Annotated in this window: 24 protein-coding genes; 14 read left to right on the top strand and 10 right to left on the bottom strand. The window is 71.8% G+C overall.

Annotated features, from left to right (window positions below):
- The first annotated feature begins 134 nt into the window (after positions 1-134).
- From KBX50_RS15715 to KBX50_RS15700, 4 genes are all read left to right on the top strand, one after another.
- Entirely contained in the window at positions 135-941 is an 807-nt protein-coding gene (locus KBX50_RS15715) for a zf-HC2 domain-containing protein (protein ID WP_093408409.1), read from the top strand.
- A gap of 104 nt (positions 942-1,045) precedes the next feature.
- Positions 1,046-1,849, top strand: coding sequence for an ABC transporter ATP-binding protein (locus tag KBX50_RS15710; RefSeq protein WP_373870656.1), 804 nt, complete (start codon positions 1,046-1,048; stop codon positions 1,847-1,849).
- On the top strand, positions 1,846-3,180 hold the full coding sequence (locus KBX50_RS15705) for a hypothetical protein (protein WP_093408406.1): 1,335 nt from the start codon (positions 1,846-1,848) through the stop codon (positions 3,178-3,180). The genes KBX50_RS15710 and KBX50_RS15705 overlap by 4 nt, the downstream gene beginning before the upstream one ends.
- A 5-nt stretch (positions 3,181-3,185) precedes the next feature.
- On the top strand, positions 3,186-3,755 hold the full coding sequence (locus KBX50_RS15700; protein ID WP_232511371.1) for a hypothetical protein: 570 nt from the start codon (positions 3,186-3,188) through the stop codon (positions 3,753-3,755).
- 46 nt (positions 3,756-3,801) lie between these two features.
- Here KBX50_RS15700 and KBX50_RS15695 read toward each other — a convergent pair whose 3' ends face one another.
- The gene (locus KBX50_RS15695) at positions 3,802-4,389 is read right to left on the bottom strand and encodes a ClpP family protease (protein ID WP_093408401.1); all 588 of its coding nucleotides are present in this window, start codon (positions 4,387-4,389) and stop codon (positions 3,802-3,804) included.
- Between the two features lie 181 nt (positions 4,390-4,570).
- On the bottom strand, positions 4,571-5,275 hold the full coding sequence (locus KBX50_RS15690; RefSeq protein WP_210937761.1) for a helix-turn-helix domain-containing protein: 705 nt from the start codon (positions 5,273-5,275) through the stop codon (positions 4,571-4,573).
- A gap of 159 nt (positions 5,276-5,434) precedes the next feature.
- On the opposite strand from KBX50_RS15690, the gene KBX50_RS15685 reads away from it, so the two are divergent.
- On the top strand, positions 5,435-6,448 hold the full coding sequence (locus tag KBX50_RS15685) for a TrkA family potassium uptake protein (RefSeq protein WP_210937760.1): 1,014 nt from the start codon (positions 5,435-5,437) through the stop codon (positions 6,446-6,448).
- Between the two features lie 83 nt (positions 6,449-6,531).
- Here the strand turns inward: KBX50_RS15685 and KBX50_RS15680 are convergent, their stop codons facing one another.
- The 3 genes from KBX50_RS15680 to KBX50_RS15670 all read right to left on the bottom strand — a co-directional run bounded on the left by KBX50_RS15680 (position 6,532) and on the right by KBX50_RS15670 (position 11,142).
- Positions 6,532-7,569, bottom strand: coding sequence for a 2-oxoacid:ferredoxin oxidoreductase subunit beta (locus KBX50_RS15680; protein WP_210937759.1), 1,038 nt, complete (start codon positions 7,567-7,569; stop codon positions 6,532-6,534).
- On the bottom strand, positions 7,562-9,409 hold the full coding sequence (locus KBX50_RS15675) for a 2-oxoacid:acceptor oxidoreductase subunit alpha (protein WP_210937758.1): 1,848 nt from the start codon (positions 9,407-9,409) through the stop codon (positions 7,562-7,564). Before KBX50_RS15675 ends, KBX50_RS15680 begins: the two co-directional genes overlap by 8 nt.
- A 257-nt stretch (positions 9,410-9,666) precedes the next feature.
- Positions 9,667-11,142: a hypothetical protein gene (locus KBX50_RS15670; RefSeq protein WP_210937757.1), complete on the bottom strand. Its 1,476-nt coding sequence runs from the start codon at positions 11,140-11,142 to the stop codon at positions 9,667-9,669.
- 122 nt (positions 11,143-11,264) lie between these two features.
- Here KBX50_RS15670 and ndhC point away from each other — a divergent pair, with 122 nt between their 5' ends.
- The gene (gene ndhC, locus KBX50_RS15665) at positions 11,265-11,642 is read left to right on the top strand and encodes an NADH-quinone oxidoreductase subunit A (RefSeq protein WP_210937756.1); all 378 of its coding nucleotides are present in this window, start codon (positions 11,265-11,267) and stop codon (positions 11,640-11,642) included.
- 15 nt (positions 11,643-11,657) lie between these two features.
- On the opposite strand, the gene folP is transcribed toward ndhC, so the two are convergent.
- Positions 11,658-12,527, bottom strand: a complete 870-nt coding sequence (gene folP / locus KBX50_RS15660) for a dihydropteroate synthase (protein WP_210937755.1) — start codon at positions 12,525-12,527, stop codon at positions 11,658-11,660.
- A 131-nt stretch (positions 12,528-12,658) separates the two neighbouring features.
- On the opposite strand from folP, the gene KBX50_RS15655 reads away from it, so the two are divergent.
- The 4 genes from KBX50_RS15655 to KBX50_RS15640 are packed head-to-tail and all read left to right on the top strand — an operon-like array spanning position 12,659 to position 15,111.
- Positions 12,659-13,354 (top strand): DivIVA domain-containing protein, encoded by a 696-nt coding sequence (locus tag KBX50_RS15655; protein ID WP_210937754.1) that lies wholly within the window; start codon positions 12,659-12,661, stop codon positions 13,352-13,354.
- Positions 13,351-13,848: an SRPBCC family protein gene (locus tag KBX50_RS15650; protein WP_210937753.1), complete on the top strand. Its 498-nt coding sequence runs from the start codon at positions 13,351-13,353 to the stop codon at positions 13,846-13,848. Before KBX50_RS15655 ends, KBX50_RS15650 begins: the two co-directional genes overlap by 4 nt.
- A gap of 44 nt (positions 13,849-13,892) precedes the next feature.
- Entirely contained in the window at positions 13,893-14,483 is a 591-nt protein-coding gene (locus KBX50_RS15645) for a DNA-3-methyladenine glycosylase I (protein WP_210937752.1), read from the top strand.
- Positions 14,484-14,487: 4 nt separating this feature from the next.
- The gene (locus KBX50_RS15640) at positions 14,488-15,111 is read left to right on the top strand and encodes a hypothetical protein (RefSeq protein ID WP_210937751.1); all 624 of its coding nucleotides are present in this window, start codon (positions 14,488-14,490) and stop codon (positions 15,109-15,111) included.
- A 91-nt stretch (positions 15,112-15,202) separates the two neighbouring features.
- On the opposite strand, the gene KBX50_RS15635 is transcribed toward KBX50_RS15640, so the two are convergent.
- The gene (locus KBX50_RS15635; RefSeq protein WP_210937750.1) at positions 15,203-15,994 is read right to left on the bottom strand and encodes an enoyl-CoA hydratase-related protein; all 792 of its coding nucleotides are present in this window, start codon (positions 15,992-15,994) and stop codon (positions 15,203-15,205) included.
- Entirely contained in the window at positions 15,991-16,815 is an 825-nt protein-coding gene (locus KBX50_RS15630; protein WP_210937749.1) for a PaaX family transcriptional regulator C-terminal domain-containing protein, read from the bottom strand. Before KBX50_RS15630 ends, KBX50_RS15635 begins: the two co-directional genes overlap by 4 nt.
- A gap of 190 nt (positions 16,816-17,005) precedes the next feature.
- On the opposite strand from KBX50_RS15630, the gene KBX50_RS15625 reads away from it, so the two are divergent.
- Positions 17,006-17,173: a DUF3117 domain-containing protein gene (locus KBX50_RS15625; RefSeq protein ID WP_013283866.1), complete on the top strand. Its 168-nt coding sequence runs from the start codon at positions 17,006-17,008 to the stop codon at positions 17,171-17,173.
- A gap of 150 nt (positions 17,174-17,323) precedes the next feature.
- Positions 17,324-18,790: a M17 family metallopeptidase gene (locus KBX50_RS15620; RefSeq protein WP_210937748.1), complete on the top strand. Its 1,467-nt coding sequence runs from the start codon at positions 17,324-17,326 to the stop codon at positions 18,788-18,790.
- A gap of 83 nt (positions 18,791-18,873) precedes the next feature.
- Here KBX50_RS15620 and KBX50_RS15615 read toward each other — a convergent pair whose 3' ends face one another.
- The gene (locus tag KBX50_RS15615; protein ID WP_247673765.1) at positions 18,874-19,548 is read right to left on the bottom strand and encodes an O-methyltransferase; all 675 of its coding nucleotides are present in this window, start codon (positions 19,546-19,548) and stop codon (positions 18,874-18,876) included.
- Positions 19,549-19,734: 186 nt separating this feature from the next.
- Between KBX50_RS15615 and KBX50_RS15610 the strand changes: the two genes are divergently transcribed.
- Together KBX50_RS15610 and KBX50_RS15605 are read left to right on the top strand one after the other, a co-directional pair.
- On the top strand, positions 19,735-21,054 hold the full coding sequence (locus KBX50_RS15610) for a S1C family serine protease (RefSeq protein ID WP_210937747.1): 1,320 nt from the start codon (positions 19,735-19,737) through the stop codon (positions 21,052-21,054).
- A 74-nt stretch (positions 21,055-21,128) separates the two neighbouring features.
- Entirely contained in the window at positions 21,129-21,548 is a 420-nt protein-coding gene (locus KBX50_RS15605) for a preprotein translocase subunit TatB (RefSeq protein WP_210937746.1), read from the top strand.
- 132 nt (positions 21,549-21,680) lie between these two features.
- Here the strand turns inward: KBX50_RS15605 and KBX50_RS15600 are convergent, their stop codons facing one another.
- Positions 21,681-22,829, bottom strand: a complete 1,149-nt coding sequence (locus tag KBX50_RS15600) for an Mrp/NBP35 family ATP-binding protein (RefSeq protein ID WP_210937745.1) — start codon at positions 22,827-22,829, stop codon at positions 21,681-21,683.
- Between the last annotated feature and the right edge of the window lie 22 nt (positions 22,830-22,851).

Here is a 22,851-nt window from a genome sequence, read left to right as displayed (position 1 = left end):
GCGGCCGGGGCGTCCAGAACAGCGAGGCGGCCATTCCTCCCGAGCCATCGCAGGGCAACCCGTCATCAGCCACACCTCGCCGTCCTGGGCATCCAGGGCTCCAACCCCAGACACTTCAACCCTAAGGCCCTGTCATGACGACCACCCATCCCACGATGTCCCAGATAGAGCGGTACGCCGCCGGGGATCCCGGCCTCGACGAGGCCAGCGTCTGGGCGGTCGAGGTGCACCTTGAGGACTGCGGCGACTGTCGCGCCCGGCTGGCCGGTGCCACCACTGTCGACACTCGGACGTTGATCGATCGCGTCGCGATGAACCTGGACCGGGAGATCGCCGCCACGCCCGTTCCGGCCGGCCGCAGCCGGCCCTGGTCCGTGCTGCGCCACCGCTGGTTCGTCGGCACGCTGTTGCCGTGGCTGGCGATGACCGCCACGGTGCTCGCCTCCGCCGCGCTGCTCGGTGAACTGTGGGCGGGGCGGCCCTCGCTGGTGCTGCTGATCGCACCGCTGGCTCCGTTGCCCGGCGTGGCGGTCGCCTGGCATCGGCGTGCCGATCCGGCCTGGGAACTGATTGCCGCCACTCCCGCCACCGGTCTGACGATGTTGCTGCGGCGTACTGCGGCGGTGCTGGCCTTCGTCATTCCCGCTCTCGCCGTGGCTGGTGCGCGCACCGGGGTGTCACTTGCTCTGATGCTGCTGCCGTGCCTGGCCTTCACCGCCGCCACGCTGCTGCTGGGGACGCTTGTCGGCGTACGCCGGGCCGCGATCGGACTGATCGCGATCTGGACGCTCGTCGTGATCGCTCCGAGTTTGGCCGCAGCTCGGCTCCCGGTGGTCCTGGCCGCCGACAGTGCCGGCATCTGGGCACTGGCCACGCTGCTGCTGACCGTCATGGCCCTCCTCCGGGTCAACGGACTCCGTCGACTCACCCACCACGACTAGACAGCTCCCACCGTGCCCAGACGACTCCTGCCTTGCCTGGGCAGCTCCGACCTGCGAAAGAGGCGGCGTCGCTGCCGCGCTGCCGATCAATGAAGGAGACGATGATGATGCGTGCCGTGAGTGCGGCCGAAACGGCCGTCACCACCCATCCGTGGGAGGTGCACGCCGAGGGTCTACGGGTCCGGGCGGGGCGTCACCTTGCCGTGGACGGTCTTGACCTGGCCCTGCCCTCCGGGGTGCATGGGCTGCTCGGCCCGAACGGTGCGGGGAAGACCACTCTGATCCGGGCTCTGGCGACTGTCCTGAACCCCGCCGGGGGGCGGCTGACCCTGCTCGGACACTCGGTCGACAGCCGATCCGATCTGCGATCGCTCCGTCGTAACCTCGGTTACCTGCCGCAGCACTTCGGCTTCTATCCGCGGTTCACGGTCCGCGAGTTCGTCGGGTACATGGCGTGGCTCAAGGAGATGCCGAAGGCCGAAGTCGCGGCGGCCGTGCAACGGTCGATCGACCGGGTCGGGCTGACCAGCAAGGCCGATGCCCGACTCAAGACCCTCTCCGGTGGCATGCTGCGCCGGGCCGGGATCGCGCAGGCCATCGTCAACGATCCGCAGCTCCTGCTGCTCGACGAGCCGACCGTCGGCCTCGACCCGGAACAGCGGCTCGACTTCCGCGAGCTGCTGCGTGACCTCGGCACCGACAGTTGCGTGCTGGTCTCCACCCATCTGGTGGAGGACGTGGTGGCCGCCTGCACCGACGTGCTCGTGCTCAACGTGGGCCGCCTGGTGTGGCAGGGTACCCCCGAGGGCCTGACCATGCAGGGCGACCAGGGTGATGCCGGTGACAGCCCGGCCGAGCGCGGCTACTCCGCCGTCCTCCGCCGGCACCGCGCGGAGGCCGTCCGATGACCGTTCTGGGAATCGAACTACGTCGGTCCGCGGCGCTCGGTGCCGGGCTGATCACGGTGGTGGTCGGGGTCGGTGCGCTCTATCTGGCGACCGGCCGCTGGTCGAGCGGCTGGATGGCGTTGGCCATGACCGTCCGCGAATACCTGCTCCTGTTGTGGCCGCTGGCGCTGGCCGCCGGGGCCTGGCAGGGCCGCCGTGAGCACCGGGCGAAGGTGGGCGAGCTGTTCACCACCACCGCCCGGCCACGCGCACAGCGGATGCTGCCGGTCCTCGGTGCGATGGCACTCACCCTCACGGTCGCCTACCTGCTGGTGACCGTGGCGGGCATCGGCTGGATCGCCTCCACCGCCCGGCACGTGCCCCTGCTGAACTTCGCGGTCGTCACCGGTGTCGGTGCGATGTCGCTGATCGGTGCGGCGTGGCTCGGACTGGGCATCGGGCGTATGCTTCCCGCCCTGGTGACCGCCCCGGCGCTGGCGGTGGCCGGCGTCCTGCTGATCTTCCTCAGCGTCATCCGGCTTCCGGACTGGTTGGCCGCGGCGGTCTCCCCGGTCCACGGCACGCTTCCGTTCCACGCCTACCAGACGATCGACAATCGGGTCAGCGCTGCGCTCGCGATCTCGATGGCCGCACTCGCCACCGCTGGGATGCTGTTGTTCGTGGCCGATGGCTGGCGCACCCGTACGGCAGCGCTGGTGCCGGTGGTGCTCGGGCTCCTTGTGGCGACAGCGGTCGTACCCAGGGACGAAGGCGTGCTCAACTGGCCGGTCGACCCGGTTGCGCGGGAACTGCTCTGCACCGACGACACGCCGACGGTCTGCGTCAGCCGGGTCAACGCCAACGTGCTCGACGCCCTGACTCCGCTGGCCCGGGAGGGCCTGACGGCGTTGGCCAAACTGCCGGACGCGCCCACCGCTGTGTACGAGGACACCCGCACGTTCATGACTGACGAGGTCAGTTCGCCTGAGGACGGCGTCGTCAGGATCCAGGTACGAATCGACAAGCGTGGCGGGCTCGCACACCCGGCCGCCGTGGTTCCCGAGATTGTCCGTGGGCTGGGTGTCCAGTACGACGGACGGTGCGAGAACCGTAACGAGGTGGTCGAACGGGCGGCGGCCTACTGGCTTCTGGAGCGCGAACCGCGGTCAGACGTCGGAGTGGTTCCCGGGATGATCGAAGAGGACCCCGAGATCAACCCCGCGGCGGTCGCGCTGTGGCAGGGATTGCGCGCACTGCCCGAGGACGAGGCGCTGGCCCGGGTCACGGCGGTCCGTGATGCCCTCCGGACCTGCGCCGACGTCACCGGCATCCTGTCCGGGGCTGCCCGGTGACCTGGATGCTGCTGTACCTGCGCTCGCGGCGCGTACCACTGGCCCTGATTGCCGCCGTCGGCGGCGCGGCAGTGGTGTGGGGCCTGTGCCTGGCCTTCGCCAAGGAGCGGGACGTGACTGCGATGGTGGTGGTGATGACCGTCCTGCTGATGGTCGCGGTGCTGTCGTCCACCCTCGCCGGTCCCGACGAGAACCTGGACCGCACCGCGTCGATGCGTTGGCCCTGGCGGCGCGCGGTGCACCTGCTCGCCGGCCTGGTGGTCGTCCTCGCTGTCCTGCTCGTCACGCGGTACACCGGGGCCCGGTTCGGGCCGGCCGCGCTGGTGGCCCGTGACGCCGCGGGCCTGCTGGGGCTGACCGCCCTGTGCGCGACCGTGGTCGGTGCCGCCAGATCGTGGTTCCTGCCGCTGGGCTGGACCACTGTCGCGGTCATGTACCCCCAGCAGGGTGTCTGGGGCGCAACGGCGACGTGGCAGGGACAGCCAGCCGAGAGCGATGCCGCCATGCTGATTGCCGCGGTACTCGCCCTCGGCGGGTTGATCGCCTACTCGATCGTCGGTCCCGCTCGGCGCTAGGCGTCCAGGTAGCCGGAGGTGTCGCCCAAGTGGCCTGCGATCGGCATCAGCTCGTGGACAGTTGGGTGGCGGTGTTCACCACCTGGTCGATCAGGCCGTATTCCCGGGCCTCCTCGGCGGTGAACCAGCGGTCCCGGTCCCAGTCCTGCTGGATCTCGGCCAGGGTGCGGCCGCTGTGCTGGGCGATCAACTCCTGCATCGTCCGCTTGACGTGCAGCATGTTCTCCGCCTGGATGGTGATGTCGGAGGCCGTACCACCCATGCCGCCGGAGGGCTGGTGCATCAGGATCCGGGTGTGCGGCAGCGCGTACCGCTTGCCGGCCGTGCCGGCGCAGAGGAGGAACTGGCCCATCGAGCCGGCGAGCCCCATGGCCAGGGTCGCCACATCGTTGCGGACGAAGCGCATGGTGTCGTAGACCGCCATTCCGGCGCTCACCGAGCCGCCGGGCGAGTTGATGTAGAGGGTGATGTCCCGCTCCGGGTCCTCGGCGGCGAGCAGCAGGATCTGGGCGCAGATCCGGTTGGCGATCTCGTCGTTCACCTCGCTGCCGAGGAAGACGATCCGCTCTCGTAGCAGCCGTTCGAACACCTGGTCGCCGAAGGTCCGCTGGCCGTCGTCGAGCATTGTGATCATGGTCAACCTCCACCCGCCGGCGGCGACGTCGAGCGCTCGGGGACCGGCCCCTTCAGCCTGCGGGATGCCGCCGGACTTCAACCAGCCGTTCTGCTCGGGGCAGATCCGCCCACGGCAGAACGACGGCGACCAGCCGCCAGTTCAGGTCATTCCTCGGAGGAGTCAACAATGTCTGGTGGCCTCACCCTCGGTGACTGCCGACGGTGGCCCGCACTGTGGCCCTCCGCCGGGCGGCTCGCCTACGTGCCCTGGGCCGGTGCAGCGGGCCGAGGGACGACCGGGTGGTCGACCTGCGACGGAGCAGCGGACCCCGGGCGACGAGGTGGATCGGACCGACCGGGTCGGCGAAGGCGATGACCCTGATTCCGCTGGCCGACCCGCCGCCGGTCAGCCCACCGCCCTTGAGTTCGCCGCCGGTCGGGCCGGCGGCGCCGATCCGCCCGACCGGGCCGGTCCAGCCCGGATAGGGACCGTTGCCGCCCAGCCCTGCGGTGAGGTCCGCGCCGAAGCCGACGGCGTTGAGTCGGGCGACGGGCTGGGCGGATCCGTCCGTACCGCGGCCAGCGGGCGCGGTCGCCGGGTCGCCGCGCCGGGTGGCCGGGACGTCACCGGCCCGGACATGGCCGGCCGGGCCGGTGGCCGGCAGTCGGCGTTCGACCCGCCGAAGCTCGTCGCGAACCTCCTCCAGCAGATCCGAGAGGTGCAGGCCGAGCGCCCGGCAGATCGCCGCGAGAACCTCGGAGGATGCCTCCTTGCGCCCGCGCTCTACCTCGGACAGGTACGGCACGGAGACCCCGGCGGCTTGGGCGACCTCCCGCAGCGTGCGGCCCTGGTGCTGGCGCTCGCGGCGCAGTACCGCGCCGATCACCCGTCTCAGCAACGACATACGGGCCTCACTCTCGCCGCTCCTGCGCTGACCGTCCCATCATGCCCGTCCGCCGCCGCGTTCGCCGTACCGGTCCATTGACGCCACCCCGCCGTGCGGTTCCCGGGTCAGCCGCTATGTTGTGGACGTGCAGGCGACCGACGCGGGGCAGGACCCCAGGTGATTCACTTTCCGGCGCAGCGGCGAGGCCCGCTCAGCGCGCTGAGCATCCGGCTGGCCGCCGCCATCGGGTTGGTCCTCGCCGTGGTGGCGGTGGTCTACCTCGAACGGGAGCAGTACCGCGACAACAACGGGGACGGCCTGACACTGCTGGACTGCTTCTACTATGCGGTGGTCTCGCTGTCGACCACCGGTTACGGCGACATCGTGCCGATGACCCAGCAGGCCCGGCTGGTCAACATCGTGTTCGTCACCCCAGCTCGGGTGCTGTTCCTGATCATCCTGGTCGGTACCACCCTCGAGGTCCTGACCGAGCAGTACCGGACCGGCCGTCGCCTGCACCGGTGGGAGAGAAAAGTGAAGGACCACGTCATCATCTGCGGCTACGGCACCAAGGGACGTAGCGCGATCTCGGCACTGCTGGAGAACGGGCTGGACAAGTCCCGGATCGTGGTGGTGGAACGGGCCGGTCCGGCGCTGCGCCAGGCTACCTCGAACGGACTGGTGGCCATCGAAGGTTCGGCGACCCGATCCTCCGTGCTCAATCAGGCCCACGTACGGACCGCCAAGGCGGTGATCATCGCAACCGACAGCGACGACGCGTCAGTGCTTGTGGCGCTGACCGTACGTCAACTCACCGCTGGCCAGGTCCGGATCATCGCCGCGGCCCGGGAGGCGGAGAACGCCCCACTGCTCAAGCAGAGCGGGGCGCACCACGTGATCGTCTCCTCGGCGACCGCCGGCCGGCTGCTGGGTCTGTCGACGTCGGCGCCACCGCTGATCGATGTGGTGGAGGATCTGCTCACCCCGGGTCAGGGCATGGCGCTGGCCATGCGCTCTGCGGAACGCAGCGAGGTCGGCAGGTCGCCCCGGGAACTCGACACCCTGGTCATCGCGCTGGTCCGGCGGGGCAAGGTGGTCACCCTTGCGGACCGGGCCGGTGCGGTCATCGAGACCGGGGACATGCTCGTGCACGTACGCGACGACCGCCCCACCGCGAACACCCTGCCCTGAGCGACGGTCAGCTATCACCGGCCCGAGAACGTCGACCGGGCCGTCCCGAGGGAACGGCCCGGTCGTGCTGGTCACGGCACGGGTCAGCCGACGATGGTCCAGGTGTCGCCGCTGCCCAACAGCCCGGCCAACTGCTGCTCCGGGCTCTCGGTGACGGTGGCCAGGGCGTCGGCCAACTGCCCCTGCACCACGCTGTCGTACGACGGGCGGCGCACCGAGCGGAACACGCCGATCGGGGTGTTCCGCAGGTCGAAGCCGGGCAGCCGGGACAGCGCGAACGCGTACGCGGGGTCGTCGACCGTGGCGTCGTGTACGACGATCTCCTCCGTCGGGGTCGACGCGGTTTCGCGTACCTCCAGGCCGAACCCGCCGGGCGGGTGTACGACGCAGAACTGCCCGTCCTTGCCGAACGTGATCGGCTGGCCGTGCTCCAGTCGGATCAGGTAGTCGTCGCGGGTGCCCGGCTCCTTGAGCTGCTCGAACGCCCCGTCGTTGAAGATGTTGCAGTTCTGGTAGATCTCCACGAAGGCGGAGCCGGAGTGCTCGGCGGCGGCGCGCAGCACGGACTGGAGGTGCTTACGGTCGGAGTCGATGGTCCGGCCGACGAAGGTCGCCTCCGCGCCGAGCGCCAACGACAGCGGGTTGAACGGCGCGTCGGCCGAACCAACCGGCGTCGACTTCGTGATCTTGCCGACCTCGGAGGTGGGAGAATACTGCCCCTTGGTCAGCCCGTAGATCCGGTTGTTGAACAGCAGGATCTTGAGGTTGACGTTCCGGCGCAGTGCGTGGATCAGGTGGTTGCCGCCGATGGAGAGGGCGTCGCCGTCACCGGTCACCACCCACACCGACAGGTCCGGCCGGGAGACCGACAGGCCCGTGGCGATCGCCGGCGCCCGCCCGTGGATCGAGTGCATCCCGTAGGTGTTCATGTAGTACGGGAAGCGCGACGAGCAGCCGATCCCGGAGACGAAGACGGTGTTCTCCCGGGGGATGTTCAACTCCGGCATGAACTGCTGGACGGCGGCGAGGATCGCGTAGTCGCCGCAGCCGGGGCACCAGCGCACCTCCTGGTCGGACTTGAAGTCCTTGGCGGTGAGCTTGAGGGCGACGGGCTCAGACATTCTTCAGGACCTCTTCCAGCATCGTCTCCAGCTCGGCGGCGGTGAACGGCAGGCCGCGGACCTGGTTGTAGCCGATGGCGTCGACCAGGTAGCGGCCCCGGATCACGTGCGCGAGCTGGCCGAGGTTCATCTCGGGGATGACCACCCGGTCGTAGGAGCGCAGCACCGCACCGAGGTTGGCCGGCATCGGGGCCAGGTGCCGCAGGTGCGCCTGCGCGACCGGTAGGCCGCGCTGGCGCAGGGCGCGGCAGGCGGCACCGATCGGGCCGTACGTCGAGCCCCAGCCGAGCACCAGCACCCGGGCGTCGCCGTCCGGGTCCTCGACCTCCACGTCCGGCACCGGGATGGTCTCGATCCGGGCCGCCCGGGTCCGCACCATGTAGTCGTGGTTCGCCGGATCGTACGAGATGTCGCCGGTCTTGTCGGCCTTCTCCAGCCCGCCGATGCGGTGTTCGAGACCGGGGGTGCCCGGTACGGCCCACGGCCGGGCCAGGGTCTGCGGGTCGCGCAGGTAAGGCAGGAAGGTCGTGCCGTCCTCGCCGTTGGGCGTGGTGGCGAACTCGACCCGCAGATCCGGCAGGGAGTCGACCTCGGGCAGCAGCCACGGCTCGGAACCGTTGGCGACGTAGTTGTCCGACAGCAGGATGACCGGGGTGCGGTAGGTCAGCGCGATCCGCGCCGCCTCCAGGGCGGCGTGGAAGCAGTCGGACGGGGACTTGGGCGCGATCACCGCCACCGGCGCCTCGCCGTGCCGGCCGAACAGCGCCATGTTCAGGTCGGCCTGTTCGGTCTTGGTCGGCATGCCGGTCGACGGCCCGGCCCGCTGCACATCCACGATCACCAGCGGCAGTTCCAACGCCACCGCGAGGGAGATGGTCTCGCCCTTGAGCGCCACCCCCGGGCCGCTGGTGGTGGTCACACCGAGCGCGCCGCCGTACGAGGCGCCCAGCGCCGCACCGATCGCGGCGATCTCGTCCTCGGCCTGCATGGTGGTGACGCCGAACCGCTTGTGCTTGCTCAGCTCGTGCAGGATGTCCGAGGCCGGCGTGATCGGGTACGCGCCGAGGAAGACCGGCAGGCCGGAGCGGACACCCGCGGCGACGATGCCGAGCGACAGCGCGGCGTTGCCGGTGATGTTGCGGTAGGTCCCCGGCGGCATCTTGGCCGGCTTGACCTCGTAGCGGACGGCGAAGTCCTCGGTGGTCTCGCCGAAGTTCCAGCCGGCCTTGAACGCGGCCACGTTCGCCGCGACCAGCTCGGGCCGCTTGGCGAACTTGCGCTCCAGGAATCGCAGGGTCGACTCGTACGGTCGGGAGTACATCCAGCTGAGCAGGCCGAGGGCGAACATGTTCTTGGCTCGCTCGGCGTCCTTCTTGGACACGTCCAGCTCGGCCAGCGCACCGATCGTCATCGAGGTCAGCGCGACCGGATGCACCGCGTACCCGGCGAGGGTGTCGTCGTCGAGGGGGCTGCTCGCGTAGCCGACCTTGGCCAGGTTGCGCCGGGTGAACTCGTCGGTGTTGACGATGATGTCGGCGCCCCGGGGCAGGTCGGCAAGATTCGCCTTGAGCGCCGCCGGGTTCATCGCGACCAGGACGTTCGGCGCGTCACCCGGGGTGAGGATGTCGTAGTCGGCGAAGTGCACCTGGAAGCTCGACACACCCGGCAGGGTCCCGGCGGGAGCCCGGATCTCGGCGGGGAAGTTGGGCAGCGTGGAAATGTCGTTGCCCAGTTGCGCCGTCTCCGAGGTGAACCGGTCACCGGTCAGCTGCATGCCGTCGCCGGAGTCGCCGGCGAACCGGATGACCACCCGTTCGAGCTGGCGGATCTGCTTGCTCACGGCCGCACCTCGCTTCGTGGCGCGCTGTGGCGCGGCCGGCTGAACTGGATGGTGACCTCGCCTTGCCCGGCCACGAGACCTCCTTGACGCGCCGCTGAACCGGCCGTCCGTCACCGTCCGGCCCGCCTGTCCTTCCCTCACCGAGAGCCTACGTCGGATCGAGGGCGCGCCCTGCCCGGAGGTCCGCCGACTGGGATCGAAATCTGAAGGTTTATGTGGTCACTTGCGGTGTTTCGCCGGGGCCGCCGTAATCCATATCACCGCACTTCCCAGCCAGGTCGGTCCTGTGTCCGGGCCGGCCGTCGGGCCCGGAACCAGATCCCGCTGTCTGATTCCGGCGCGCCGCCGACGGGCTGGTCCGCCTCGGCCCCGAGCGCCGCAGCGGTGGTCTCCACGTCGCCGGTCCGCGATGCGCCGGCCCGGTGCCGCAACCGCGCCGCGGCCAGCCCGACGGCAAGGAGCGCCAGCAGCACCGACACCGTGATCAGCAGCACCGCCGTGCGGTGTCTCGACGTCGACCCCTCGGTGTCACCTGGCGCCGCCCCGGCCGGGCGCAGGTTCGGCGACGTCGCCGGCGGCGGCGCCACCGCGAGCTGCTCGGGTGACGCCGCGGTGATCCGGAAGCTGAGCTGCATCCGCCGGTCGGCACCGTTGCGCGGGTCGAGCCGGCCGATCACGGCTCCGGACAGCGGTGCGCTGCGCAGCGCCTGCGGCGTCGCCGCCACCGCCAACCTGACCTCCTCGGTACGCCCCGACCGGACGGTGCCGAGCTCGCAGCGGGTACGCGTTGCCGCCGCGGCGACGCAGCCGGCAGGTGGCGTCGTCACCGTGACCCCGGCGGGCAGCAGCACGTCGATCCAGCCGCTGGCGTCGGCCCGACCGGTGTTGCCGAGCCGGACGAGGAATCCTTCGCTGGCACCGTCGGCGTCGAAGGTGACCTCACCGGCCGACATGGTGATCCCGGGCGCCGGTGGGCCGGGCGGAAACAGCACGGCGAAGCCCTCGTCGTCACTCGCGGTGCCGGCCGCGCCGGTGGCCGTCACCCGGACCGAGCCGGCCAGCGGCATGTTGCGCCAGGCGTCGCCGTCGACCCGGATCCGCAGCCGGGTGCTGAACTGCGCGCCGGGTGCCGTGGTCCACTGCCCGCAGCGGTACTCCCGGCTCCCGGCGGTGGCGCAGCCGTCCGTGCCGGCGTCGGTGAGCCCGGCCGGCAGGGTGTAGGCGAGGCGGACACCGGCGTTCGCGCTGCCGGTGTTGGTGACGGTCACGTTCAGGGTGGCCACCGTGCTGGCCGCATTCCAGTAACCGGCCGGCAGGGTGACGTCGCCGGTGGTGACCCTTACACCGGCCGATACGGGCGGTGCGACGGTGGGCGCGGGCGGCCGGGACGGCGGGGAGTAGGTGGGCCGGGGCGGTGCCACGGTCGCGGCCGGTGGACCAGTGCTCGGGATCGGTCCGACGGTGGTGGTGCCCGGTGTGGGCGTCGTCGACGGTGCGGCGGGCGTACTCGTCTCGACCGGCGGCTCGACCGTGGGCGGCGGCGAGGTGGGCGCGGGCTCGCCGGTCGGCTCGGCCGGTGGACTGTACGGCCCCGGCTCGGTTGCCCGACTCGGCAACGCCACGGCCGCCAGCGCACCCGGCGCCGCGCCGGCTCCGACGCCCAGCAGCAGGCCGAGGGCGCAGGCGGACGCGAGCCTACGACGCCACACGCGTCGTCCGGGCAGCCGTCCCATTGATCCTCCGGTGCTGGTGGTGGTCCCATGGTGGTCGGAAGTTGCCCTGGGACACTAGTCCCAGATGAAAAGAAGTTCGCGACTCGGCCGTGGTCTCCCGACGGGCGGTAGGCTGACCGACCGTGACCGGTTACCTGGGCTCGTACGCGACGCTCGGGCTGTTGCTGCTCGCTGGCGTGCTCTTCCTCGTCGTCGCGTTCACCGCCAACCGGGTGCTGCGCCCCGCCCGCCCGGCCGATCCGCCCGGCAAGCGGGCCAGCTACGAGTGCGGGCTCGACCCGGTGGGCGGCGACTGGGCGCAGATGCAGGTCCGCTACTACGTCTACGCGTACCTCTACGTGCTGTTCGCCGTCGAGGCGGTGTTCCTCTTCCCCTGGGCGGTGGTCTTCGACCGGCCCGGGTTCGGGATGGTCACGGTGGTGGAGATGGCGATCTTCGTGGGTGTCCTCGCGCTCGGCCTGCTCTACGCGTGGCGGCGCAACATCCTCCGCTGGACCTGAACCTGAGCGGGCCGCTCAGGCGAGGCCGCGGCGGCTGAGCGTGGGTTGCCGATCGCCCCGAACGGTCGCGACCATGTCCAGCACCCGGCGGGTCGGCCGGACCTGATGGGCGCGGAAGACCCGGGCGCCCAACCACGCGGAGACCGCCGTCGCGGCGAGCGTTCCCTCCAGCCGCTCGGTGACCGGCAGGTCCAGCGTCTCGCCGATGAAGTCCTTGTTCGACAGGGCCACGAGCACCGGCCAACCGGTCGCGGCCAGCTCGCCCAACCGCCGGGTGATCTCCAACGAGTGGCGGGTGTTCTTGCCGAAGTCGTGCGCCGGGTCGATGAGGATCCCGTCGGGGCGTACGCCCAGGGAGACCGCACGCTCGGCGAGCCCGGTCACCGTCGCGACCACATCCGCCACCACGTCGTCGAAGGCCGCGCGGTGTGGCCGGGTGCGCGGGCTGAGTCCTCCCGCGTGTGAGCAGACCAGCCCGACCCCGGTCCGCGCCGCCACCCGGGCCAGCGCTGGATCCGCCCCCGACCAGGTGTCGTTGAGCAGGTCCGCGCCGGCCGCCACGGCCTCCACCGCGACCTCGGCCCGCCAGGTGTCGATCGAGATGACGACCTCCGGGAAGGCGGCCCGGACGGCGGCGATGGTGCCCACCGTCCGACGGATCTCCTCGGCGACGTCCACCTCGGCACCCGGGCCGGCCTTCACCCCGCCGATGTCGACGATGTCCGCGCCCTCGTCCACCGCCTTCTCCACCGCCCGCAGCGCACTGTCGGCCTGGAAGGTCGAGCCCCGGTCGAAGAACGAGTCCGGGGTGCGGTTGACGATCGCCATCACCACCAGGTCCTCGGGACCGAACCGCCGAGCCCCGAGCCGCAGCACCCCGGCCACGCCACCTCCCACATCGCCACCCGCCACCGACGATCACGCCGTCGCCACACTGACGCTATCCGGTTGCCGGTTCGCGGTACGCCGCGCCGGGTGGGGTCGCCCCGTTCCCCTCGGCGTGCCACGATCAGTGCATGGGTCAGCTTCTGCTCCTGCTGGTCGTGGCGGTCACCGTCGCGGCGGTCGTGTTCGGCGTGTCGGTGCTGGTCACCGGTCGGGATCCCGGGCTGGCCCCGGTCGAGGCGGACGGGCGGGCGGTGCCGCTGCCCGGCGACCGTCCGCTGCGCGAGTCGGACGTCGGCGAGGTGCGCTTCGACACCGCGCTGCGTGGGTACCGGATGACCCAGGTCGATCAGGCGATGCGCCGGGCGGCGTACGACATCGGCTACAAGGCCGAGCTGATCGGTGTGCTGGAGGCGGAGGTGACGGCGTTGCGGGACGGACGGCTCGACGACGCCGACGCGCTCCGGCAGGCCCGTGAGCAGGCGGCCAAGCCCACCGAGGCGCAGGAATCCCAGACGGTTGAAGGATCGACGATCGAGCTTTCGGTGGCTCCGGCGGTGGTCGAGACCGGTGACCGGCCGGGCCCCGGCCCGAAGACCACCGCGGACTCAACGGCGGCGCCGGAGGCTGCGGCGGGAGCGCCGACCGCCGAGACGGAGCCGGTCGACGGCGATGGCCGGCCGGCCGGTGCACAGCCGGTGCCGGGCGGGGAGCCGGCCGACGACGCCGCGACCCCGGCCGCTGCCGACTCCGGTGAGAAGCCGGCGGACAGCGGGGCGCCGGGATCCGCGCCGCGCGAATCGGTGGTCCGGTCGGAGTCGGCGTGACCGGCTCGGACGGCGCTGACGATCTTCGAGAGGCGGCTCAACCCGGCGCCGGTGAGGTCACCGCCACGGTGATCGTCAACGCGCCGGCCGAGAAGGTCTTCGCCGCCCTGCTGGCCTGGGAACGGCAGTCCGAGTGGATCCCGTTCACCACCGTCCGGGTGGTGGAGGGTGACGGTGGTGAGGGGAGCCTGGTCGAGGCGGTCACCTCGCTCGGCCCGGCGGTGCTGCGGGACACGATGCGGGTGGTCCGGGTGGACGCGCCGTACGAGATCGGCGTGGTGCACTGCGGCACGCTGCTGCGCGGCCCCGGGGTGCTGCGGTGCACCCCGCTGGAGAGCGGGCGTAGTCAGGTGGTCTGGCACGAGTGGTTCCACCTGCCGGGCGGGTCGGCCGGGCGGGTGGCCTGGCCGGTGCTCTGGCCCGGCTCCAAGTTCAGCCTCACCCAGGCGCTGCGACGCTTCGCCCGTCAGGTCGAGCAGGGCCGCCTGCCCTGACCGGTGCGCGGCTGGCTGTCGGACACCGCACTAGCCTGGATGCCGTGACTGAACTGGTGATCGGTGCCGACGGGCTGGCCCGGTGCGGGTGGGGTGCCAGCACTCCCGACTACGCGGTCTACCACGACACCGAGTGGGGCCGCCCGCTGCACGGTGACGACGCACTCTACGAGCGGATGACGCTGGAGGCGTTCCAGTCGGGTCTGTCCTGGCTGACCATCCTGCGCAAGCGGCCGGCCTTCCGGGCGGCCTTCGCCGGGTTCCGGATCGACACGGTGGCCGGTTACGGCGAGGGCGACGTGGCCAGACTGCTCGCGGACGCCGGCATCGTCCGTAACCGCGCCAAGATCGAGGCTGCGATCGCGAACGCCCGCGCCGCACAGCAGCTTCCGGACGGGCTGTCCGCGCTGCTCTGGTCCTTCGCCCCGCCACCCGGTCGGGCCCGACCGGGCTCAGCGGCCGCCGTGCCCGCGCTGACCGACGCCTCCACGGCCATGGCCAAGGCGCTCAAGAAGCGTGGCTTCCGGTTCGTCGGCCCGACGACGGCGTACGCGCTGATGCAGGCCACCGGGATGGTCGACGACCATCTGACGGGTTGCCACGTCGTGACTTCCGCGACGGGCGTGATGGGATGAGGGCATGACGACCGACACCGCACACCGGGTGAACGGGGCGAGCCAGGCGGACGGCACGGGCACCTGGGCCGTGCTCCTGCCCGCCGGACGGTACGACGCCGAACGGCTCGTCCACCACGACACGCTTGAGCTGACCGGGCTGGACGGCGCCAGTCTGCCCCGCCCCGGTGACCAGGTCGCGGTGCTGGCCGACGAGCCACCGCGGTTGGTGGCGGTGGGCCGGGTGGCCGGCCCGGCCGCCCGACGTCCGGAGGACCCGGACGACCCGCAGTCCGACCGGGCACCCGACACGCTTGTGGTCGCGTACACCCGGCGGGCCTTCGACGAGCCGGTGGCGGCCGACGCGCTGGTCCTCGGCGGGCCGGTCACGGCCCTCGACGCGGCGACGTTCCGCGAGCTGGTCGACCGGCTCGGCCCGGCGCCGCAGCGCCGCACCTGGCTGGTCAGTCTGGATCTGCCGATCGAGGCCGACTCGCCGGCCGAGGCGGTCCGGCTGTTCTGGGCGTACGTGCAGGAGCTCGGTCCCCGGGAGCTGCCCGCCTTCGTCTCACCCTCCGGCGACGAACTGGCCATGCAGGCGTTCGTGCTCGGCGCGGAGGCGAACCAGGACCCGGAAGAGGACGACTGACCGACCCGCCCCGGCCGTGCGTAGGCCGGCGACGCCTCGACGCCGCTCGCGGGCACGCTGCAACGCCGCTCGCCGGTAGGTCAGCGGCGGCTCAACGGCCCTCGAAGACCGGCTTCTGCTTGCCGACGAAGGCCATGGTGGCGGCCCGGTGGTCCGTGGTCGCGCCGCAGATGGCCTGTGCCTGCGCCTCGGCGGCCAGCGCGTCGGCCAGGGTGCCGGCGTCGGCGACGGAGAGCTGACGCTTGATCGCCCCGTAGGCCACCGTCGGTCCGGCGGCGAGCCGAGCGGCCAGCTCCTGCGCGGTGGGCAGCACCTGCTCGTCGTCGTCAGTCATCCGGTTGAGCAGCCCCAGCCGGCACGCCTCCTCGGCGCGTACCGGCTCGGCCAGCATCAGCAGCTCGACGGCCTTGGCGTGGCCGACGAGCCGGGGCAGCGTCCATGAGGCGCCGGTGTCGGCGGCCAGCCCGACCTTGGCGAACGCCATCAGGAAGCTGGTGGACGGGCCACCGATGCGGATGTCGGCCAGGAAGGCCAGCGAGGCACCCGCCCCGGCGGCCATGCCCCGGACGGCGGCCACCACCGGCTTCGGCAGGCTCGCCAGCCGGGCGGCGATCGGGTTGTAGTGCGCCCGGACGGTGTCCAGCGGGTTGCCGTCACCCGCCTGGAGGGTGTCGACGTGCTCGCGCAGGTCCTGGCCGGCACAGAACGACCCGCCCGCCCCGGCCAGCACCACCGCCCGGCAGCCACGGTCGGACTCCAGTTCGGCCAGGGTGTCCCGCAGCGCCTCCTTGAGCGCCACGTCGAGCGAGTTCATCGCCGTCGGGCGGTTCAGGGTGAGGGTGACGACAGCATCGGTGCGGTCGACGAGCAGCGGCTCGGTCACGTCTGGCGACCCTTCTGTCGGGCGATCCGGTGTCCACCGTCGAGACACAGCTCGACGTACCGGTCGGCGGCCGGGCGGAGCCGGGCCGCGTGGCGGTCGAAGAAGCTGGCCGCGGCGATACCGGGCCAGCGTTCGGGCAGCAGCGCCGGTGGCAGCTGCGGATCCCGGAACAGGAACGTACGCCATGCGTGCACCAGCCGGAACCGGGCCGCGTACGCCTCCTCGTCGCCACTGCGGGCGGTGACGCCGGTCAGCAGCGTCCGCTGCTCGGCGACGAACTCCTCGTACGCCCGGCCGATCTCGGCCAGGTCCCAGGCCCGGCGGACCAGGCCCATCGCGCCCGGTGTGCCGGCGGCGTGCGCGGCGCTGAACCGCTCGAAGCGTACGCCCGCCTCGCTGAGCAGCAGGTCGACGTCCTCTGCCGGACGGGTGGCCACCCAGGTCTGTTCGTCCAGGGTGCCGTAGCCGAGGTACCGCAGGTTGGCGGCGAGTCGCTGGCGGTCCCGGCGGGCGCTCGGCGCGTCCAGCACCAGTAGGTCGAAACGCCCGTCCCAGGTGACCCGACCGGTGCGGTAGATCCGGGAGGCGGCCTCGTCCAGTCGGCGCGCCGCCTTCGGTGTGATCGAATATCCGGGACCGGACGCCAGTCTGGTCGGTTCGAGCCAGCCCTGGCGCACCATTCGGGAGACCGCCGTCCGTACGGCGGGGGGCGCGATCCCGAGCGGCGCCAGCAGCTTGACCAGCGCGGCAACGGGTGCGCGACCACCCCGCGGCCGGAGGTGGTCGCCGTACAGGTCGAAGAGTGCCGACCGTGCCTGCATGACCGCACATTGTGACAGGCCATCTAAGGATAAGCTAGATGCTGTTACATCAATGCTGCTTCGGTTTGGGTCCGGCGGTGTTCATCAGGGAAAATCGTCGGTCGACACCCACGTGCAAGTTGCGGGTGGTCATGGCGAAGTGGCTGTGGGGCAACCCACCGACCCTGGTGTAGGTCTGAGGGGAGACAACATGGCGGCGATGAAGCCGCGGACGGGCGACGGTCCGCTGGAAGTCACCAAGGAGGGCCGGGGCATCGTCATGCGGGTCCCGCTGGAGGGCGGTGGCCGGCTCGTCGTCGAGATGACTCCCGACGAGGCGACTGCTCTCGGTGACGCGCTGAAGGCGGCCGCCGGCTGATTGAGGCCGGTGCGTCGGCGACGCTCGCCGCCGCGGACAGTTCGTCTGGTTCCTGGCTCTGAGCCATCGGTCCCACCGGTGGCTCAGAGCCGTCACACCCTCGCGCGGGCAGTTCCACCGCGCGTCCGTCTCCAGGAGGTACGGCTCCGCGTGCTCGCCATCCGTCTGACCGCCGAGCCGGAACGGCTCGGCGCCCTGGTCCTGCCCGTGCGGCCCGGTGCCGCCGACGACGCACAGGCCGAGCCGATGCCGACCGGAGTGGCCCCGCCCGACGGCATCATCGACGAGGTGGCCGCGCTGATCCCGGTGGCGCGCCTGCACGGCCGGGCTGGTGAGGTGCACACGCAGCTGCGACCCGGAGGTACTCCCCGCCGACTGCTGTTGCTCGGGATCGGCGCGGCGGACGAGGCCGCCTGGCGGGCAGGCGGTGCGGCGCTGGCCCGCGCGGCCAAAGATGAGACTCATGTCACACTCGCCCTGCCGGCCGGGGTGGCGCCCGAAGCGGTGCGCGGGCTGGTCGAGGGGCTGCTGCTGGGGTCGTACCGGTTCCGGCTCGGTGCGGACACCGACGCCCCCACGCTGACCGACGTCGACCTGGCGGTCGCCGACTCCGAGGCGTACGAGCAGGCCGTCACCGTGGCGCGGACCACCGCCCGAATGACCCGACTGGCCCGGGACCTCACCAACATGCCCTCCTCGGTGAAGAACCCGCAGTGGTTCGCCGAACAGGTCGCCGAGGCCGTGGCCGACCTGCCCGGGCTCACCCTGCGGGTCCGCGAGCCGGAGCAACTGGCCGCGGAGGGCTTCGGCGGCATCCTCGCCGTCGGTGGCGGATCGGCCAGCGGCCCCCGCCTGGTCGAGCTGGACTGGCGCCCCGCGGAAGCCCGCACCCACGTGGTCCTGGTGGGCAAGGGCATCACCTTCGACACCGGCGGTATCTCGATCAAGCCCGTGCCGGCGATGAAGCTGATGCGCAAGGACATGGCGGGTGCCGCCGCCGTCGTCGCGGCCACCCTCGGTGTCGCCGCGCTGCGCCTGCCGGTTCGGGTGACCACACTCGCTCCATTGGCCGAGAACATGGTCAGCGGGGCCGCGTTCCGGCCCGGCGACGTCATCCGGCACTACGGCGGGTTGACCAGCGAGACGACGAACTCCGACGCCGAGGGCCGGCTGGTCCTCGCCGACGCGCTGGCGTACGCCGTGCAGGAACTCAAGCCCGACCTGCTTGTCGATCTGGCCACCCTGACCGGTGCCAACTCGGTGGCGTTGGGCACCCGGACCGGCGCTCTCTACAGCGACAACGATCAGCTCGCCGAGGAACTGCTGGCGGCGATCAGCTCAGCCGGCGAGTCGGCCTGGCGGATGCCGCTGCCCAACGACTACGTCGAGCACCTCGGCAGCGACCTGGCCGACCTGCACAGCGCGCCGACACAGGGCGCCAGTTCCGTGCTGGCCGCCCTCTACCTGCGGGAGTTCACCGGCGACCTGCGCGACCGTTGGCTGCACATCGACATGTCCGCACCCTCCTGGTGCGAACGCGCCGACGCGGAGCTGACCAGAGGCGCGACCGGCTGGGGCGTACGCGGGCTGCTGCGCTGGTTGGCGGCGCTGGACTGAACGGCACCCATGACGGGGCCGGCCGCCTCGCTGTCGGCCGCTCGGTACGGCTGCCGGCCCGCCAGGCGGCCGGGTGCGTCGGCTCAGCAGCGCACCGCGGCCAGCAGCCCGTGGCCGACCGGCAGCAGCGCCGGGATCCAGTGCTCCGACTCGCGGATGGCCTTCACCGTCTCGCGAACGGTGACCGTCTCCTGGTCGCGGGCGGCGGGATCGCCGATCCGACCGTCGGCCAGCGCACCGTTGAGCACCAGCACTCCGCCCGGCCGCAGCAGCCGGAGCGCGGCGTCCACGTAGGCGGGGAAGGCGGCCACTTCGGCGTCGACGAAGACCAGGTCGTACGCACCGTCGGCGAGCCGAGGCAGGACGTCCAGCGCCCGGCCGGTGATGATCCGGGTCCGGCCGGCGACGAAGCCGGCCTCGGCGAAGATGCGTCGGGCGATCCGCTGATGCTCCACCTCGACGTCGATGGTGGTGAGCACCCCGGCAGCCCGCATGCCGCGCAGCAGCCAGACGCCGCTGACGCCGGTGCCGGTGCCGATCTCGACCACCGCGCGGGCGTTGCCGGCGGCGGCGAGCAGGCGCAACGCGGCACCCGCGCCCGCGGTGACCGCGTCCAGGCCGACCTCGCGGGCGAGGCTGCGCGCGGTCCGTAGGACGAGGTCCTCGGTGACGTACGACTCGGCGAACTGCAGGGCCGGGTTCGTCGAACTGCCGGAACCGGCGACCGTGGCGATGGGGCACCTCCGGGCGACGAGCATGATGCGCAGGGCGGATGGGCACTGTGACTCTAAAGGCGGCCCGCCCTGAGCGCAGCGGGGCATCCACCCGCCGTGACAACCGCTGACCCCACGCGGCGCATCCGTGCAATCCTGGAAGCGGTATCCCGTGGCCCGCGCCGGACCGCGGACGCGTGGATGCCGGGGGACGGGAGTGGGAGGCACCGAGTGACCGACGGCTGGGACTGGCGCCAGCCCGGCGTGGGCGGAGCACCGGCCGGGCAGCCGGCGGCCGGACATCCGCCGGCCGGTGGGCCGGCGACACCGCAGGACGGCGGCAACGCCGCGTCGCCGTGGTGGTCCGACGCGCTCACCGATCCGTGGCGGGATCCGCACGCACCGGCGGCGGTGGTGCTGCCCGCTGCCCCGGAGGTCGGCAGCGAGCCGGAGCCGGTCGTCGACCCGGACGCGGTCGGCCGGCCGAGACTTCAGCAGCTCCTGCTCATTCCGCTGGTGACGGCCCTGCTGGCTGGCGCGCTCGGTGGTGCGCTCGGCTACGCGTTCGCGATCCGTAACGGCACCGGTGGGACGGTCCTGGGGGCGGTCCCCGGTGCGGCGCCCACGCTCGCCCAACGTCCGCCGGAGTCGCTGGCTGGCGTCGCCGAGCGGGTACTGCCCAGCGTGGTCACCGTCCGGGTCGCCGGTCTGGGCGGGACCAGCGAGGGCTCGGGCTTCATCGCCAGTGCCGACGGGCACGTGATCACGAACGATCACGTGGTGGCCGGCGGCACCGGGAAGGCGTCGGTCATCTTCAACGACGGCAGCTCGGCCTCCGCGACGGTGGTGGGACAGGACGCGGAGTCCGACATCGCCGTGATCAAGGTCTCCCGCACCGGGCTGCGTCCGGTCGAGTTCGGCGACTCCGACGCCCTGGCCGTCGGTGACCCGGTGCTGGCGATGGGTTCGCCGCTGTCGCTGGCGAACACGGTCACCGCAGGCATCGTCAGCGCCCTGGACCGGACGATGCACGCCGGTGAGCCGGGCGGCCCGACGCGCTACTACGCCGCGATCCAGACCGACGCCGCGGTCAACCATGGAAACTCCGGCGGCCCGCTGGTCGACGCGGCGGGGCGGGTCATCGGCGTCAACTCCACGATCAAGTCCCTGGTCGCCGAGGGGCAGGAGGCCGGCAACATCGGTCTTGCCTTCGCCATCCCGATCAATCAGGCGAAACGGATCACCCAGGACATCATCGGCACCGGAAAGGCCCGGCGTACGGTGATCGGCGCCCAGGTCGGCGGGCCGGGCTCGGGCACCAACGGCGCCGGCGTACGCCTCGCGACGGTCGAGCCGTCCGGACCGGCCGCTGGTGCCGGACTGCGCGCCGGTGACGTGATCCTGAAGCTCAACGGTCGCCCGATGACCGAGCCGACCGATCTCATCGCCCTGGTCCGCAAATACGCGCCCGGATCGGTGGTGACGGTCGAGTACCGCCGGGGTTCGACCCGGCAGAACGCCTCGGTGACCCTCGCTGCGGACGCGAAGTGACCTCTCACCCCCTTCTGGCAGCGGCACCGACGTGCGTACTCTGGCTGCGGTAGCCGGGGGAAGGGGGACCGAGGATGTTCGAGAACCTGAACGTGTGGGAGGTCGGAGCGCTGCTGCTGCTGGCGCTGCTGATCTTCGGCGACCGGCTGCCGGTGGTGATCAGTGACGGGCTGCGGATGGTGCGCAACCTCCGCAACATGGCCCGCAGCGCCACCACCGACCTGAGCAAGGAACTGGGCACCGACATCCAGTTGGAGGACCTGCACCCCAAGGCGTTCATCCGCAAGCATCTGCTCAGCGAGGAGGACGAGCAGGCGATCCGGAAACCGCTACAGGGCGTCTACGACGGCCTGCGAGCGGACGTCACCGGCGTGCACGACGAGCTCAAGGATGTCGCGAACGCGGCCGACCCGCGCCGGCCCGGCCCGGCCCCGGCGAGCACGGCCAGCCCCGCCCCGGCCCCCCGCGCGGTCAGCTACGACGACGTCACCTGACGACCACCGGTCGGGGCAGTAGCGAACGACCGGGTCGGGTCGCGAGCCGCCGCCTCAGCGAACGGCGGCGTCGGCCCGGGGCCGACGCGAACGCCATCCTCAGCGAAGGGCCGGTGCGGGCCGCCGTCGGTATCAGCGCCCGGCCGGCTTGAGGCCCAGCGGCTTGCCGAGCAGGGACTCGCGGCGCAGGGCGAGTCGGTCCGCCACCTGACCCAGCGCCCTCGACGCCGGGGAATCCGGCTCGGCGAGCACGATCGGGTTGCCCTCGTCGCCCGCCTCCCGGACCCGGGTGTCCAGCGGCACCTGGCCCAGCAGTGGCACCTGCGCGCCGATGGTCTGGGTAAGCGAATCCGCCACCGTCTGACCACCACCGGCCCCGAAGATCTCCATCCGGGAGCCGTCGGGCAGCTCCAGCCACGACATGTTCTCGATCACACCGACCACCCGCTGGTGGGTCTGCAGGGCGATCGCGCCGGCCCTCTCGGCGACCTCCGCGGCGGCGGCCTGGGGGGTGGTGACCACCAGGATCTCGGCGTTCGGCAGCAGCTGGGCCAGGGAGATCGCCACGTCGCCGGTGCCCGGCGGCAGGTCGAGCAGGAGCACGTCGAGGTCGCCCCAGTAGACGTCGGCGAGGAACTGCTGCAACGCGCGGTGCAGCATCGGGCCACGCCAGACCACGGCGGCGTTGCCGGCGGTGAACATCCCGATCGAGATGACCTTCACCCCGTGCGCCTGCGGTGGCATGATCATGTCTTCGACCCGGGTGGGCCGGCCGTCCGCACCGAGCATCCGCGGCACGGAGTGGCCGTAGATGTCCGCGTCCACCACGCCGACGGACAGGCCCCGGGCGGCCAGCGCGGCGGCCAGGTTGACCGTCACGCTGGACTTGCCGACGCCGCCCTTGCCGCTGGCCACCGCGTACACCCGGGTGCGGGAGCCGGGCTGGGCGAACGGAATCACCGGCTCCTCGGTCGCGCCGCCGCCGCGCAGCTTCGCCTGAAGGCCCTGGCGCTGCTCGGTGCTCATCACACCGAACTCGATCTCGACGCGGCTGACCCCGCGCACCGCGCCCACGGCCGCGGTGATGTCCGAACGCAGCTTGTCCTTCAGCGGACAACCGGCCACGGTCAGCAACAACTCGACCAGGACCACGCCGTCCTCGCCGACCTCGGCGGAACGCACCATGCCGAGTTCGGTGATCGGCCGGCGGATCTCCGGGTCGTTGACGGTGGCCAGGGCGGCCATGACGGCGTCGTTGACGGTGCTGACGGGAGCTGACATGCCCGTAATGCTACGTCGGCAG

The organism is Micromonospora sp. C51 (genome assembly GCF_018070435.1).
GTDB classification, from domain to species: domain Bacteria; phylum Actinomycetota; class Actinomycetes; order Mycobacteriales; family Micromonosporaceae; genus Micromonospora; species Micromonospora sediminimaris.
The sequence above is the reverse complement of the archived record's forward strand: the minus strand, read 5'-3'. Positions and strand labels throughout refer to the sequence as shown.